The 14,851-nt window shown below is 62.7% G+C and carries 13 protein-coding genes; 9 read left to right on the top strand and 4 right to left on the bottom strand.

The annotated features are described in order from the left end of the window. Positions 1–182: 182 nt before the first annotated feature. Positions 183–1,634, bottom strand: coding sequence for a helix-turn-helix domain-containing protein (locus NKH83_RS11010; protein WP_352804068.1), 1,452 nt, complete (start codon positions 1,632–1,634; stop codon positions 183–185). Between the two features lie 238 nt (positions 1,635–1,872). Here NKH83_RS11010 and aceA point away from each other — a divergent pair, with 238 nt between their 5' ends. Together aceA and NKH83_RS11000 are read left to right on the top strand one after the other, a co-directional pair. After that, a complete protein-coding gene (gene aceA / locus NKH83_RS11005; protein WP_352804064.1) occupies positions 1,873–3,162 on the top strand; it encodes an isocitrate lyase in 1,290 nt (429 codons plus the stop codon). A 78-nt stretch (positions 3,163–3,240) separates the two neighbouring features. Further along, on the top strand, positions 3,241–3,483 hold the full coding sequence (locus NKH83_RS11000; protein WP_023719402.1) for an SMc00767 family acetate metabolism repressor: 243 nt from the start codon (positions 3,241–3,243) through the stop codon (positions 3,481–3,483). A 65-nt stretch (positions 3,484–3,548) separates the two neighbouring features. Here NKH83_RS11000 and NKH83_RS10995 read toward each other — a convergent pair whose 3' ends face one another. Further along, a complete protein-coding gene (locus NKH83_RS10995; RefSeq protein WP_254819286.1) occupies positions 3,549–4,010 on the bottom strand; it encodes a RidA family protein in 462 nt (153 codons plus the stop codon). 430 nt (positions 4,011–4,440) lie between these two features. Between NKH83_RS10995 and NKH83_RS10990 the strand changes: the two genes are divergently transcribed. Then, a complete protein-coding gene (locus NKH83_RS10990; RefSeq protein ID WP_352804061.1) occupies positions 4,441–4,830 on the top strand; it encodes an ANTAR domain-containing protein in 390 nt (129 codons plus the stop codon). 32 nt (positions 4,831–4,862) lie between these two features. Here NKH83_RS10990 and NKH83_RS10985 read toward each other — a convergent pair whose 3' ends face one another. After that, positions 4,863–5,579 (bottom strand): HAD family hydrolase, encoded by a 717-nt coding sequence (locus tag NKH83_RS10985; protein ID WP_352476073.1) that lies wholly within the window; start codon positions 5,577–5,579, stop codon positions 4,863–4,865. Positions 5,580–5,746: 167 nt separating this feature from the next. Between NKH83_RS10985 and NKH83_RS10980 the strand changes: the two genes are divergently transcribed. From NKH83_RS10980 to NKH83_RS10970, 3 genes are all read left to right on the top strand, one after another. After that, on the top strand, positions 5,747–7,180 hold the full coding sequence (locus tag NKH83_RS10980; protein WP_352475854.1) for a glutamine synthetase family protein: 1,434 nt from the start codon (positions 5,747–5,749) through the stop codon (positions 7,178–7,180). A gap of 140 nt (positions 7,181–7,320) precedes the next feature. Next, complete coding sequence (locus NKH83_RS10975) at positions 7,321–8,607, top strand: NAD(P)/FAD-dependent oxidoreductase (RefSeq protein ID WP_352804056.1); 1,287 nt, start codon at positions 7,321–7,323, stop codon at positions 8,605–8,607. 258 nt (positions 8,608–8,865) lie between these two features. Then, the gene (locus tag NKH83_RS10970) at positions 8,866–9,669 is read left to right on the top strand and encodes an SH3 domain-containing protein (RefSeq protein WP_352804053.1); all 804 of its coding nucleotides are present in this window, start codon (positions 8,866–8,868) and stop codon (positions 9,667–9,669) included. Between the two features lie 63 nt (positions 9,670–9,732). Here the strand turns inward: NKH83_RS10970 and NKH83_RS10965 are convergent, their stop codons facing one another. Then, positions 9,733–10,479 (bottom strand): SDR family oxidoreductase, encoded by a 747-nt coding sequence (locus tag NKH83_RS10965; protein ID WP_352804050.1) that lies wholly within the window; start codon positions 10,477–10,479, stop codon positions 9,733–9,735. A gap of 273 nt (positions 10,480–10,752) precedes the next feature. Here NKH83_RS10965 and zwf point away from each other — a divergent pair, with 273 nt between their 5' ends. The 3 genes from zwf to edd all read left to right on the top strand — a co-directional run bounded on the left by zwf (position 10,753) and on the right by edd (position 14,814). Then, positions 10,753–12,222, top strand: coding sequence for a glucose-6-phosphate dehydrogenase (zwf, locus tag NKH83_RS10960; protein WP_352472717.1), 1,470 nt, complete (start codon positions 10,753–10,755; stop codon positions 12,220–12,222). Then, positions 12,204–12,917, top strand: coding sequence for a 6-phosphogluconolactonase (gene pgl / locus NKH83_RS10955; protein ID WP_352804046.1), 714 nt, complete (start codon positions 12,204–12,206; stop codon positions 12,915–12,917). Before zwf ends, pgl begins: the two co-directional genes overlap by 19 nt. Positions 12,918–12,990: 73 nt before the next feature. Further along, positions 12,991–14,814, top strand: coding sequence for a phosphogluconate dehydratase (edd, locus tag NKH83_RS10950; RefSeq protein WP_352804043.1), 1,824 nt, complete (start codon positions 12,991–12,993; stop codon positions 14,812–14,814). The last annotated feature ends 37 nt before the right edge of the window (positions 14,815–14,851 follow it).

Genomic DNA, 14,851 nt, shown 5'->3' with positions numbered 1-14,851 from the left:
CCGTTGCGCAGTTCTTTTTTTTGATACCGTACTGTCAATGCTGAATCAATATTCGGCTGAATCAATATTTTGGCTGAATCAATATTTTGGCCGGCAGCTGCGAACCAGCTTACTGGTTGCCGCCGCAGGAACAGATGAGGTTCTTCGGTCGAAGATTCAGCCGCAATATTGCTGGAGCCGAATCACTGAAAATCGAATGCCGACAGCCCCGTCACCATCTCATCGAGGCCGAGCGGGCGTGTAACGGGTGGCTCGGCGCGGGCGAGGCAGCCGATGCGCTCGCACAGCCGGCAGGCAGGGCCGACCGGCGTCGCCGTCGCCGTGGCGCTCTGTCCGGTCTTGCCTATGGCAGCTGGCCTCGGCAACGCCGCTCCATAGACGACCTCGTCGCTAAAACCGATGTCGCAGCCGAGCAGCAGCGCGGTGCGGCGCGGCCGCTCGGCAAACGAGCCCTGCGGCCCCTCGAGCGTGCGGGCAATGCAGAGAAACGCTGCGCCGTCGGGCATTTCCACCGCCTCGACCAGGATCTGGCCGGGCTGGGCGAAGGCGGCATGGACCGGCAGCCTCGGACAGCCGCCGCCGAAGCGGCTTTGCGGAAAGCCGTGGCTGCCCGCCTTGCGGAAGCGATTGCCGGCACTGTCGACCTCGAGCATGAAGAACGGCACACCTGACGCACCCGGCCGCTGCAGCGTGGCCAGCCGGTTCGCCGCCTGCTCGAAGGAAACGCCGAAGCGCGACCGCAACATGTCTATGTCGTAGCGGGTGCGGACCGCAGCGGCGTGAAAAGGCTGATAGGGCATCATCAGCGCGTGCGCGGCATAGCGGCCGAGCTCGAAACGCGCCAGCCGGCGGGCCTCGTCCGTGGTCAGCTTCAGCGCCTGGATCTCAGCGGCGACAGCGACGCTCATCCGGATCAGACAGGCCTCCATAGCCACCTCGCGCAGCTGATCGAATGGCGACAGGCGCTCGGACAGGAACAGGCGTTGCGAGTGACGGTCATAGCGACGGCGCCAGTTGGGCATGGTGGCGACCGGCAGTACCTTGACGACGATGCCGAATTCACGCCGCAGCCAAGCCTTCAACGCACTGAAAAGATCGTCGCCGGGATCGAGCACCGACGTGAATGCCTCGGCTTCCTCTTCGAGCGCGGCAAAATGATTCGGCCGGCGTTCGAAAATCTCATGCACCTCGTCGATCGGCAGCCGGGCACCGGAGAGTGCGGTGGCCTTGCCCTCGCGCGCGAGCAGCTCGTTGAGATCCGATAATCGCTTGGCCTGCTCGCGATAGGCGCGAAACAGTTTTATCACAGCGGCGGAAGCGTTGGGCGCCGCCTCGGCAAGCTCGATGAGTTCCTGGTCGCCCGGCAGTTCGCCGGCCAGCAACGGATCTGAAAACACTTCCTTCAAATCGGCGACCGATCCCCGCGCCTCGCCTTGCAGTTCGTGCGGGTCGACCTTGTAGACGGATGCCAGCCTCAGGATCAGCTGCACCGTCAGCGGCCGCTGATTGCGCTCGATGAGATTGAGATAGGACGGCGAGATGCCAAGCCCTTCGGCCATCGCCGTCTGGGTTAGCCCCTTGGCGTTGCGGATGCGACGAATGCGCGGCCCGGCGAAGATTTTATGGTCGGCCAATCGACTGCCCTTGACAGAAATTTACATCCGCCGATGGCATGGCGGCCTTTACAATCATGACAGATTTACAGCTGCCATTAGTCAAACACAACACAGGTTTTCCCTTATTTTCTGGCTAATCTAGAGGTTTACCTCGCTTGCGTCGTGCCGGCGTGTAAATGATGTCACACATGGCGCACACATTTTTCCCTCTGCGACGCCATCCGAAAACCGGCATCAAACCCGCCTGGAGTGATCAATGACCGACTTTTACAACCTTGTCCCGTCGGCGCCGCAAGGCCGCTTTGATGGCATCGAGCGGCCCTATTCGCCGGAGGAGGTGAAGCGGCTGCGCGGCTCGGTGCAGATCCGGCAGAGCCTCGCCGAAATGGGAGCAAACCGGCTGTGGCAGCTCATCCATGAAGCGGATTTCGTCAACGCGCTGGGTGCCATGTCGGGCAACCAGGCGATGCAGCAGGTGCGGGCCGGGCTGAAGGCGATCTATCTATCGGGATGGCAGGTCGCCGCAGATGCCAACACCGCTTCCGCCATGTACCCGGACCAGTCGCTCTATCCCGCCAATGCGGCGCCCGAACTGGTCAAGCGCATCAACCGCACCCTGCAGCGCGCCGACCAGATCGAGACTTGCGAAGGCAAGGGGCTGTCGGTCGACACCTGGTTCGCGCCGATCGTCGCCGATGCGGAAGCCGGCTTCGGCGGGCCGCTCAATGCCTTCGAGATCATGAAGGCATTCATCGAGGCGGGTGCGGCCGGCGTCCATTACGAGGACCAGCTGGCTTCGGAGAAGAAATGCGGCCATCTCGGCGGCAAGGTGCTGATCCCAACCGCCGCACACATCCGCAATCTCAACGCGGCGCGCCTTGCCGCCGACGTCATGGGCACGCCGACACTGGTCGTGGCGCGCACCGACGCGGAAGCGGCAAAGCTCCTGACCTCCGACATCGACGAACGCGACCGGCCCTTCGTCGATTATGGTGCCGGCCGTACGGCGGAGGGCTTCTACCATGTCAGCAACGGCATCGAGCCCTGCATCGCCCGTGCCGTCGCCTATGCGCCCTATGCGGACCTGATCTGGTGCGAGACCTCCAGGCCCGATCTGGGGCAGGCCAGGACGTTTGCCGAGGGCGTGCGCAAGCATCATCCAGGCAAGCTGCTTGCCTATAATTGCTCGCCGTCTTTCAACTGGAAGAAGAATCTCGATGACGCGACGATTGCGAAGTTCCAGAAGGAACTCGGCGCCATGGGTTACAAGTTCCAGTTCATTACGCTGGCCGGTTTCCACCAGCTCAATTTCGGCATGTTCGAGCTCGCCCGCGGCTACAAGGAGCGGCAGATGGCAGCCTATTCGGAACTGCAGGAGGCGGAATTCGCCGCGGAAGCCTATGGCTACACCGCCACCAAGCACCAGCGCGAGGTCGGCACCGGCTATTTCGACGCCGTCTCGATGGCGATCACCGGTGGCCAGTCTTCGACCACGGCCATGCATGGATCGACCGAGCACGCCCAATTCAGGCCGGCGGCGGAATAGCGGAATAGCAGACAAACAGAGGGAACGCCCAAAAGGGCATGGCAACACAACAGGCATGGCAACACAGGGAGAAGACCAATGGCATCGATAAGCCGCGTCAAGGAACGGGCCGAAGAGCAGGCCACCAGCATGAATGTCGACCAGCAGGCGACCATCCGAATGCTGGCGAACGATCTGCACAGGCTCAATCAGTCGGTAATGAAGGCGGTCGAGGCCGGCGTCTCGGTCGAACTGGTGCGCTCGGCACGGCACCATGGCGGCGACGGCAACTGGGGCGACCTGCTGATCCCGGTCATCGTCACGCAACGGAGCCACGACTGATGAATTCTACCGCACCGCGCCTTTTTTGAGCGCATGTTATCGCACCCCGCACGCCGCGGCTCTGCCTAGTCCGGCAGAGCCGCTAGTGCAACGATTTCAATGACAAGATCAGGCTGCGCAAGTGCTGCAACGCCGATAACTTCCGAGGGCGGCGGGTTGTTGTAGCTGCAGTGCTTCGGGCAGTGCTCGGCAAAGAATTCGTCCAGGACGTCCAGGCGAAAATTGGGAGAGCTCAGAACGCCGCCATCGGGAAATGGCCCCTTAACAAAGAAGGTCAGCCTGATGAGATGGTCGAGCGCAGTACCAAGCTCTTCCAGGTCTGATTTGATGTTGGTGAGAATTTCGCGCCACTGCGCGGCCGCACCGCCGACGGCGCCGCCGCCGCTTTTGCCGATCGGATCGTAGTCCTCGACGGTCGCGGTGTTTCCGGAAAGGTAGACAAACCCCTTTGCGCCGGTAACGACCGTACCCTTTCCCCACGGCATCAACCGGCCATTTTTGAATTTCTTGTGAGTCACGAGTTCCATTGTCATCTCCCGTCGATCAAAGAGACGTGCTTAGCCAACGAGGAAGGGTAGTCCGCCGAGACGATACGACAAGCTCGCGACAGACCTGCCTCGCCTTCATCCAACCTTTCGTCAACCCGGCTACGGCTGCGAGTTGGTGCGTTCGCGCTGCAAAGCTAAAGTTCACTGGAGTCTGCCCGGTTGTGGTGGCAACTTCTCCTCCGGGCGGCGGCAAAGAAAGCACTTAATTTTAATTTTAATGTTTCTTGCGATATTCTCCTGATATGCCATTTGAGCTTGACATGAGCAGTGATCTCACGCCAATTAACTCTCGAGTTTCAACCCTGCATTGAAATGTTGAACAACGGCCTGCCCCGCCATGTGCCCAGCGAATCGCGATATCGAGCCTGCAAAACAGCCGCCTTTCGTTAGCCGGGACATGGAGACACGGATGCTGCCGGATTTCTCGCGGGTGCTGGTGGTCGGAAAATCACCGATCAACCGCGTCGTGGTTTCAAAAATAGTGGAGCGGTCCGGCCTCAAACCGATCTCGGAAACTCCCGAAACCGCGGCAAAGGCCTTGTACGCGCTGATACCCGGGACTGTCGTTCTCGACGGCGGGGCGGAGAACGGGGACTGCGACGCCTTGCTGTCGGGTATCGATGCACTGCGAAGGGCGTCAGGCAGATCGCTTCCGTCAGTGATCCTGCTTTCAGTCAAGACCGGCACTCCGGAGAGCCTGGGCCTGTCGAGCGTCGTCGATGCGGTGGTCGTCAAGCCGATCACCACCGAACGGCTGCAGCCGGTGATTGACCGGCTGGTCGGGGTCGGCCGCAACTGACCGCTACGGCGACGCGCCGACCGCAGACCTGATCAATCAATCTCGCCGATACGCTCGATCAGGCCTGGCAGTTCACCGAGATTGGCTATCTGGCGAAAGCGCGGTGCTGAGACCGGCGGCTCGACATGCTCCAGCACCCAGGTCAGTTCATGCGGCACGTGGATGCCCCAACTGCCGGCTTCGATGGCCGGCACGACGTCCGATTTGAGCGAGTTGCCGACCATCATGCCCTTTTCCGGGCCATCGCCGTGGCGGCTGAAGATGCGGCTATAGGTGGCAGCGCTCTTGTCGCTGACGATTTCGACCGCATGGAACAGCGCTCCCAGTCCGGATTGCGCCAGCTTGCGTTCCTGGTCGAACAGGTCGCCCTTGGTGATCAGCACCAGGCGGTAGGCGCCGGCCAGCTTTTCCACGGTCTCGCGCGCATACGGAAGCGGCTCGATCGGATGGCTGAGCATCTCGCGGCCCGCGTCGAGAATTTCGGCTATGGTTGAGGCCGGCACCTGGCCCTCGGTGACCTCGATAGCCGTCTCGATCATCGACAGCGTAAATCCCTTGATGCCGAAGCCGTAGACCGCGAGGTTGCGCTTCTCGGCCTCTAACAACCTTGCTGAAATCCGGTCCTCCTCGGCGTGATCGGCGAGCAGTGCGGCAAAGCGCTTCTCGGTCATGCGGAAGAACTGTTCATTCTGCCACAGCGTGTCATCGGCGTCGAAGCCGATCGTCGTCAGTTTGCGGCTGTGTTGCATGCGGCCCATTAATTGCAGCGTTGCGGGAGGCCGACCCTAAACCAGGAGGCTTTTATCCGGAAGTCGTTGTGTTTCCCCGATTATCGAGGCGCATGCCAGCCGGCTCCCCTTCCCTTCCGTCGTCGGCAACGGCTATACTCCACAATCTGCAACAAATCTGGTGATTGATGCCGCCTGCAAAAAAGGAAGTCCGTCCGTCGAGCCGCGGAGGACGTGCCCGCACGCCTGCCTTCGTGAAAAACCAACGTGGCGTCAAGAACTGGAAGGAAGTCAGCGCCTGGCTGGAATGGCGCGGCATCGAAGACATCGAATGCATCACGCCCGACCAGGCCGGGGTTGCGCGCGGTAAGATGATGCCATCGAAGAAATTCACCTCCAATACCTCGCTGGCACTGCCTTCGGCGGTGTTCATGACGACGATTTCCGGCGGCTATCCGGAGGACGGCAACGGCTTCCACTATCCGGAGGACGATGGCGACCTCAAGCTGATGCCTGACCTCTCGACGCTGACCGTGGTGCCGTGGGAGGAGGACCCGACGGCGGCGGTTATCTGCGACCTCGTCCACCAGGACGGCCGCTCGGTCGAGTTCACGCCGCGCAACGTGCTGAAGCGCGTGCTCGCCGCTTATGACAGACGCGGGCTGAGACCGGTCGTGGCGCCCGAGATCGAGTTCTACCTGGTGCGCAAGAACCCCGATCCGGACTACCCGCTCACCCCGCCTGTCGGGCGCTCCGGGCGGCCGATCGGCGGCGGCGCCGGCTATTCGATCGCCGGGGTCAACGAATTCGACGAACTGATCGACGACATCTATCATTTCTCCGAAAGCCAGGGCCTGGAGATCGACACGCTGATCCACGAGGAGGGCGCCGGCCAGCTCGAAATCAATCTGCGTCACGGCGACCCGATCGAGCTCGCCGACCAGGTGTTCATGTTCAAGCGCACAATCCGCGAGGCGGCGCTGAAGCACGAAATCTACGCCACCTTCATGGCCAAGCCGATCCAGGGCCAGCCCGGTTCCGCCATGCATATCCATCAGTCGATCATCGACAAGAAGACCGGCAAGAACGTCTTTTCGGCGGAGGACGGCTCGGAGACCGACGCCTTCTTCCACTTCATCGGCGGCATGCAGAAACATGTGCCGAACGCGCTGGTGATGTTTGCGCCCTACGTCAATTCCTACCGGCGGCTGACGCAGTCGGCCTCGGCGCCGGTCAACAACAAATGGGGCTACGATAACCGGACCACGGCCTTCCGCGTGCCCCGCTCCGACCCGGCGGCGCGGCGCGTCGAAAACCGCATTCCCTCCTCTGACGCCAACCCCTATCTGGCGCTGGCGGCATCGCTCGCCTGCGGGCTGATCGGCATGACCAACAAGATCCAGGCCGAGCCGCCGGTTCTGACGACCGCCAACGAGGACCAGATCGACCTGCCGCGCAGCCTGCTCGAAGCCGTCGACCTGTTCGAGGCCGACGAGGAACTCTGCGCCCTGCTCGGCAAATCCTTCGCAGCGACCTATGCGGCGATCAAGCGAGCGGAATTCGAGACCTTCATGGAAGTGATCAGCCCGTGGGAGAGGGAGTATTTGCTGCTGAATGTGTGAGTAGTGAGTAGTCATTAGTGAGTAGTGAACGGGGCTGGATCGCACCAAGACCGTTACTGTCCGTTCCTATTCACTAACTACTACTCACCACTGACTATTTCTCTCCGCCTCTGCAAAAATCTCCGAGTCTTGGCTGCATCATGCCCTACCAATCCCCAATCTCCCCCGGCCGCTCCTGGTACGAAGACACCGCCGGGCCAAGGCCCGAATATCCGGCGCTCGACGGCGACCGGACATGCGATGTGGTGATCGTCGGCGGCGGCTTTACCGGCCTGTCGGCGGCGGCTCACCTCGCCAAGACAGGCGCGAATGTCGTGCTTATCGAAACGCATCGTTTCGGTGATGGCGCATCCGGCCGCAATGGTGGCCAGCTCGGCACCGGACAGCGGGCCTGGGCAGAGGAGCTGGAAGCGGAATACGGCTTTTCCCGCGCCAAGGCGCTGTTCGACCTGGCCGAAGAGGCCAAGGCGCATCTGCTCGACTTCGCCGCGGTGAACCAGATCGAGATCGACTATATGCCCGGCCAAATGTCGGTGGCGCACAAGAAGCGCTATGTCGACGACTACAAGGCTCATGCCGAGATCATGGCAAACCGGTTCGGTTATCCGCACATCTCATTCATGGATGCCGCGGAGACTGCCGAGCGGCTCGGCTCGACGCATTATTTCGGCGGCACCCGCGATACCGGCACCGGTCACATCCATCCGCTGAAGCTGGTGATCGGCACCGCGAAAGTCGCGACACAGGCCGGCGCAAAGCTTTTCGAGCAGACGCCGTCGACCGGCATCACCTCCGGCGGCGGCAAGGTCAATGTTGCGACGCCGAAGGGCACGATCACCGCCGCTAAATGCCTGATCGGGGTCAATGCCCATGGCGGCACGCTCGAACCCGTGAGTGCCGCGCATATCATGCCGATCGGCTCCTTCATCGGTGCAACGGTGCCGCTGGGAGCCGATTCCAAAGTGTTGCCGGGTGGCGAGGCGGTCGACGATTCGCGCTTCGTCGTGCGCTATTTCCGCAAATCGAAGGGCGGGCGGCTGCTGTTTGGCGGGCGCGAGATTTACGCGGTCAACGATCCCAAGGACATCCACATCCACATCCGCCGGCAGATCGCCGAGATCTATCCCTCATTGAAGGACGTCGAGATCACCCATGGCTGGGGCGGCTATGTCGGCATCACCGTGCCGAGAAAGCCGTTCGTGCGCGAAGTGATGCCCAATGTGATCTCGATCGGCGGTTATTCCGGCCATGGCGTCATGCTGTCGAACTTTTTCGGCAAGCTTTATGCGGAGACGGTCGCCGGCAACCGCGACCGGCTGAAGCTGATCGAGGACCTGAAAATTCCTCCCTTCCCCGGCGGCCGGCGTTTGCGCGCGCCATTGCTCTTTCTTGCGCTCAACTGGTACGCGTTGCGGGACAGGATTTAACCAGACGTTGCAGAATCCTTAACCTGGGCGCAGAATTCCCGCCAAGGGCGCAGTGATGCCACAATCGCGGGCGAAAGATGATGCTCGTGGGCAGCTGAACGGGGAATTTTGCGGGCTTGCCCGCTTTGGTTTGGGACCGATGCCGATCGAAATGCCGGCTCTCCGGCATGGGGTCGTAAGAACATCGGCCCGCAAATGGAGGTGGCAAGAGTGAGAGAGCCCTTCAGTTTCGGTGCGCCGGAACGACGGCGCCTTGCGATGCAATTCGGTTACGATATGCGGCCGACGTTCTGGCATGGGGTCCGGTCGAACGCGCATCTGGTAATCGCCGCGCTTGGCACGGCCGCACTGCTCGGCGTTGCCGCGGTGGCACTATGGCTGGCATTGCCGGCAAATGAGCGACAAGCGGCCGCAAGCCCGGAGCAGATCGTTCCGACCATCCCGGTCAAGACGACGAAGATCATGCCTGCCAAGGTCACTGCGGCGCCGCGGACGACGGGCAAGGCAGATGCGGTTTCCACAGCGGTTGCCGCTGCGGAAGCCGAGATACCAGCGCTGGCTCCCAATGATCCGCGCTGGACGGGGCCAAAGACGGCATCGGCCGCCGCCACGGCAGCATCCGACCAACTGGCAAGCCAGACCGAGCAGGCGGCCAATAAATCGTCCGCCGCGGTGGCGTTTGCTAACCCGGCAGCGAAGCCCGACGCTGCGGCACTGTTTGCCAAAGTGGCGGCTCCCGGCAGCTCGACGAAAAACACAGGGCCAGACGGTGCTCAGACCGCCGCCATCCCCACACCCAAGCCGCAACTGCCGGCGGCGCAGTCCGCGAGTGAGGACGCCGACGGTACCAAGGCAAAATCCGGAAAAGCCAATACTGCGGGTACCGGACGCATCCTGAGATCCGTCACCATGCGGATCGGCCCGAAGAAGAATGCTGCCGCCATTCTCACCGTGCCTGCCAAGACCTCGGTGCAGGTGATGAGCTGCAAGCAATGGTGCCAGATCGTCTACAACGGCAAGCGCGGCTGGGTGTACAAGAGCTACGTCAAAACCGGGGCGTAAGGCCGGCACAGCGATCGCGGGTGGCTTGCCATCAGCCAGTCCTGCGCCTGAGGACCCGGGCGTTCAAATACAACGTCCGCCGTCGACTTCCAGCGCCACGCCAGTGATGAAAGCCGCTTCGTCCGAAGCAAGCCAAAGCGCGGCATTGGCAATGTCGAGCGGCGTCGAAAGCCGGCCGAGCGGGATCGATGCGCGGAACTTCTCGCGGATCTCGGGTGTGTCGGCGCCCATGAATTTCACAAGCATGCCGGTCTCGCCGGCAACTGGGCAGAGGCAGTTGACGCGGATGTTCTTCGGCGCGAGTTCCACTGCCATCGATTTGGTCGCGGTGATCGCCCAGCCTTTCGATGCGTTGTACCAGGTGAGGCCAGGTCGCGGCCTGATACCGGCCGTGGAGGCCGTCGTCAGGATGACGCCACCGCCTTGCCGGTCCATGACCGGCACTACGGCAAGCGCTGCGTGGTAGATCGCCTTCATGTTGACAGATGTGATCAGGTCGAAGGTCGCTTCGTCGACTTCCAGCATGTCACCGTTGCGATGGGTGTAACCGGCATTGTTGACCATGATGTCGATGCGGCCGAAGGCGCTCATTGCGGCATGGACCATGTCGTCGAATTCGGACCGCAGCGAGACGTCGGTCTGGGTCCAGATCGCCTTTTCGCCGATCTCCCCGGCAACGCGCTCCGCGCCCTTGGCGTTCAGATCGGCGACGACTACCCGCGCGCCCTCCTCGGCAAAGCGCCTGGCCATGCCCTCGCCAAAGCCCGAGGCAGCGCCGGTGATGATGGCAACTTTGTTTTGCAGGCGCATGCTTTTCTCACTCATCGTTGAAGGCGAGCGGCGACGCCTTTGGCCGGGCCATCGAAAAGATGTGCGTCCATCGCCGATTTCTCCTTTGGCTTTCGCTGCCATCCGGCACTATGCTGCACCTGCGAAGGCTCCGGAAGCATCGCTTGCCGACAAGCCTCCGGCTAGCGCCCGTGTCAAGAGCACACGCGGATGTGACGCAATGGCACTGGCAAGTTTAAATCGATTAGATTATATCAGCCGCGTTATCGCGACCGGCGTCACAGCGGACAGACCATGACCAGCCAGATCATTCCCGTCGACCCCTTCGACTTCATCATTTTCGGCGGCACCGGCGACCTGTCAGAACGTAAGCTTCTGCCGTCGCTGTACCACCGGCAGCGCGACCACCAGTTTTCCGAGCCGACGCGCATCATCGGCACATCACGTTCGAAGATGACCGACGAGGAATTCCAGTCGTTCGCCAGGCAGGCGATTGCCGATCATGTGAAGCCGGAGGATATCGACGCCACGGAACTGAAGACGTTCCTCGCGCGGCTCTCCTATATCCCGGCAGATGCAACCACAGGTGCGGGCTTCGACAGGCTGAAGAAGGCGATCGGCGACAGCGAACACATCCGCGCTTTCTATCTGGCGGTGGCGCCGGCGCTGTTCGGCGACATCTCGCACAAGCTGAAGGAGCACGGGCTGATCACGCCGAATTCGCGCATCGTGCTGGAAAAGCCGATCGGCCGCGATCTCGCTTCGGCGCGCGCGCTCAACGACCTGGTCGGCGACGACTTCCATGAAAGCCAGATTTTCCGCATCGACCACTATCTCGGCAAGGAGACGGTTCAGAATTTGATGGCGCTGCGCTTTGCCAACGCGCTCTACGAGCCGCTTTGGAATTCCGCCAATGTCGATCATGTGCAGATCACCGTGGCCGAGACGGTCGGCCTGGAAGACCGCGTCACCTATTACGACAAGGCCGGCGCATTGCGCGACATGGTGCAGAACCACATGCTGCAGCTGCTCTGCCTGGTCGCGATGGAGGCGCCGTCGTCGATGGACGCCGATGCTGTCCGTGACGAAAAGCTGAAGGTGCTGCGGGCGCTGAAGCGCATCAACGGCAACGAAGCGCCGAAGCACACGGTGCGCGGGCAATATCGTGCCGGCGCCTCGGCCGGCGGGCCGGTGAAAGGCTATGTCGAGGAACTCGGCAAGAACAGCAATACCGAGACTTTCGTTGCGCTCAAGGCCGAGATCGGCAACTGGCGCTGGGCGGGCGTGCCGTTCTACCTCCGAACCGGCAAGCGGCTTGCGACCCGCGTTTCGGAGATCGTCATCGAATTCAAGCCGATCCCGCACTCGATCTTCGGCGAGAGCGCCGGGCCGATCTCCGCCAACCAGCTGGTCATCAGGCTGCAGCCCGACGAAGGCGTCAAGCAGTTCATCATGATCAAGGATCCGGGGCCGGGCGGCATGCGGCTGCGCCAGATTCCGCTCGACATGAGTTTTGCGCAATCCTTCGACGGCCGCGCCCCCGATGCCTATGAGCGGCTGATCATGGACGTCATCCGTGGCAACCAGACGCTGTTCATGCGCCGCGACGAGGTCGAGGCGGCGTGGAAATGGATCGACCCGATCCAGGACGCCTGGGAAAGCGGCAGGCAAGAGGCGCAAGGCTACACCGCCGGCACGTGGGGCCCCTCGGCCTCGATTGCGCTGATCGAACGCGACGGGCGGACATGGCACGAGAGCAATTAGGCGGCGCCTACAACTGGCACGAATTTGCCGGACGCCAGGAGCTGGCGACAGCGCTTGCGGGCCACGTCGCCGGCCGTCTGTCAAAGGCGATCGCCGAGCGCGGCACGGCACTGCTCGCGGTCTCGGGCGGCACGACGCCGGCGAAATTCTTCGCGGCGCTTTCGACCGTTCCGATCGCCTGGGAAAAGGTGACGATAACATTGGTCGACGAGCGCTTCGTGCCGCCCTCATCGCCGCGCTCCAATGCCGGCCTGGTTGCCGCCAACCTGCTGCAGAACGCGGCCGCGGCCGCGAATTTCGTGCCGCTCTACCGCGCAGCGGCAAGTATCGAGGGCGCAGCGGTCTCCGACAGTGAGGCGCTGCAAGTGCTGCCCTGGCCACTCGACGTCGTTGTGCTCGGCATGGGAACTGATGGCCACACCGCCTCGTTCTTTCCGGATGCCGACAACCTGGCAAGATTGCTCGATCCGTCGTCGCAAAGGATCGTGCTTCCGGTTCACGCGGCAAGCGCCGGCGAGCCACGGCTGACGCTGTCATTGGCGCGGATCATCGATGCCGCCTTCATCGCGCTGCATATCGAGGGCGCGGAAAAACGCACCGCATTCGAGGCCGCGCTTGGAACTGGAACACGAAAGCCCATTCGCGCCGTGCTCGATGCCACTCAAAAGCCCGTAGAGGTTTTCTGGGCACCCTGATCTCAACTTGGCTGCAGGTCCCGGCAACAGCCGGAAGGTATTTGCGGGACCTCGCCTGAAAGGACCGACCGCCATGACCGCAAGACGCGACATCGAAGCCATCACCCAGCGCATCCGTGAGCGCTCCAAGCCCGGTCGCGAGGCCTATCTCGGCCGCATCGCCGAAGCCTCGAACCGCACGGCCAACCGGGCCGTGCTGTCCTGCGGCAACCTGGCCCACGGCTTTGCCGTCTGCAGCCCTTCCGAAAAGGTGGCGCTTGGCGGCGACCGGGTGCCGAACCTCGGTATCATCACCTCCTATAACGACATGCTGTCGGCGCATCAGCCTTTCGAGACATTTCCGGCGCTGATCAAGGACGCGGCGCGCGAGGCCGGCGGCATCGCCCAGGTGGCCGGCGGCGTGCCGGCGATGTGTGACGGCGTCACCCAGGGCCAACCCGGAATGGAGCTGTCGCTGTTCTCGCGCGACGTGATCGCCATGGCCGCGGCAATCGGCCTGTCGCACAACATGTTCGATGCCGCCGTCTATCTCGGCGTCTGCGACAAGATCGTGCCGGGGCTGGTGATCGCGGCGCTGACCTTCGGCCATCTGCCGGCGGTCTTCATCCCGGCCGGGCCGATGACGACCGGCATTCCGAACGACGAAAAAGCCAAGATCCGCCAGCTCTATGCCGAGGGCAAGGCGGGGCGGGCCGAACTGCTCGAAGCGGAATCAAAATCCTATCACGGGCCGGGAACCTGCACTTTCTACGGTACCGCCAATTCCAACCAGATGCTGATGGAGATCATGGGCCTGCACACGCCTGGCGCTTCCTTCGTCAATCCCGGCACGCCGTTGCGCGACGCGCTAACCAGGGAAGCGACGAAGCGGGCGCTGGCGATCACCGCGCTCGGCAACGCCTACACGCCAGTCGGGCGGATGATCGACGAGCGCTCGATCGTCAATGGCATCGTCGGCCTGCACGCCACCGGCGGTTCGACCAACCACACCATCCACCTGATCGCCATGGCAGCGGCGGCCGGCATCGCCGTTACCTGGCAGGACATCTCCGATATCTCGGAAGCGGTGCCGCTGCTGGCGCGGGTCTATCCGAACGGCCTTGCCGATGTGAACCATTTCCACGCCGCCGGCGGGCTCGGCTTCCTGATCCGCGAACTGCTCGACGCAGGCGTCTTGCATGAGGATGTGCAGACTGTGTGGGGCGAAGGGCTGCGCCCCTACGCGGTCGAGGCCAAGCTCGGTGCAGACGGCGGCGTCGTGCGCGAGGCCTCCCCGCGCCAAAGCGGCGACGAGAAGGTGCTGGCACCGTTCAAGAAGGCGTTCCAGCCGAGCGGCGGGCTGAAAGTGCTTTCAGGCAATCTCGGCCACGCCGTCATCAAGACATCGGCGGTCAAGCCGGAGCGGCGCATCATCGAGGCGCCGGCCAAGGTGTTCGATAGCCAGCAAGGGCTGAACGAGGCGTTCAAGGCGGGGTCGCTGACCGGCGACTTCATCGCCGTCATTCGGTTCCAGGGTCCGAAGGCCAACGGCATGCCGGAATTGCACAGGCTGACCACCGTGCTCGGCATCCTGCAGGACCGCGGCCAGCATGTGGCGCTGGTCACCGACGGCCGCATGTCGGGCGCTTCAGGCAAGGTGCCGGCGGCGATCCACGTGACGCCGGAAGCGGCGGAGGACGGGCCGATCGCCAGGATCCATGACGGCGATATCATCAGGCTCGACGCCGAGGCCGGGACTCTCGAAGTGCTGGTGCCGGCCGGCGACTTTGCCCTGCGCCGGCCCGCCGACAGCGACCTCATAGGCAATGAATTCGGCTTCGGCCGCGAGCTTTTCGCCGGGTTCCGGCAGTTGGTGGGCCGCGCCGACCATGGCGCCAGCGCCTTCGGTACAGCGTGATCTTTTTTCGGCAATAAGGAAGAGCGGCTGACGGCTG

The organism is Mesorhizobium sp. M0909 (assembly GCF_040319515.1).
In the GTDB taxonomy this organism is placed as follows: domain Bacteria; phylum Pseudomonadota; class Alphaproteobacteria; order Rhizobiales; family Rhizobiaceae; genus Mesorhizobium.
This window is presented reverse-complemented; position numbering and strand designations above follow the sequence as displayed.

Coding starts and splice junctions, on each gene's coding strand:
- aceA (WP_352804064.1), top strand. CDS start 1,873: ATGACCGACTTTTACAACCTTGTCCCGTCGGCGCCGCAAGGCCGCTTT.
- NKH83_RS11000 (WP_023719402.1), top strand. CDS start 3,241: ATGGCATCGATAAGCCGCGTCAAGGAACGGGCCGAAGAGCAGGCCACC.
- NKH83_RS10995 (WP_254819286.1), bottom strand. CDS start 4,010: ATGGAACTCGTGACTCACAAGAAATTCAAAAATGGCCGGTTGATGCCG.
- NKH83_RS10990 (WP_352804061.1), top strand. CDS start 4,441: ATGCTGCCGGATTTCTCGCGGGTGCTGGTGGTCGGAAAATCACCGATC.
- NKH83_RS10985 (WP_352476073.1), bottom strand. CDS start 5,579: ATGCAACACAGCCGCAAACTGACGACGATCGGCTTCGACGCCGATGAC.
- NKH83_RS10980 (WP_352475854.1), top strand. CDS start 5,747: ATGCCGCCTGCAAAAAAGGAAGTCCGTCCGTCGAGCCGCGGAGGACGT.
- NKH83_RS10975 (WP_352804056.1), top strand. CDS start 7,321: ATGCCCTACCAATCCCCAATCTCCCCCGGCCGCTCCTGGTACGAAGAC.
- NKH83_RS10970 (WP_352804053.1), top strand. CDS start 8,866: ATGCAATTCGGTTACGATATGCGGCCGACGTTCTGGCATGGGGTCCGG.
- NKH83_RS10965 (WP_352804050.1), bottom strand. CDS start 10,479: ATGCGCCTGCAAAACAAAGTTGCCATCATCACCGGCGCTGCCTCGGGC.
- zwf (WP_352472717.1), top strand. CDS start 10,753: ATGACCAGCCAGATCATTCCCGTCGACCCCTTCGACTTCATCATTTTC.
- pgl (WP_352804046.1), top strand. CDS start 12,204: ATGGCACGAGAGCAATTAGGCGGCGCCTACAACTGGCACGAATTTGCC.
- edd (WP_352804043.1), top strand. CDS start 12,991: ATGACCGCAAGACGCGACATCGAAGCCATCACCCAGCGCATCCGTGAG.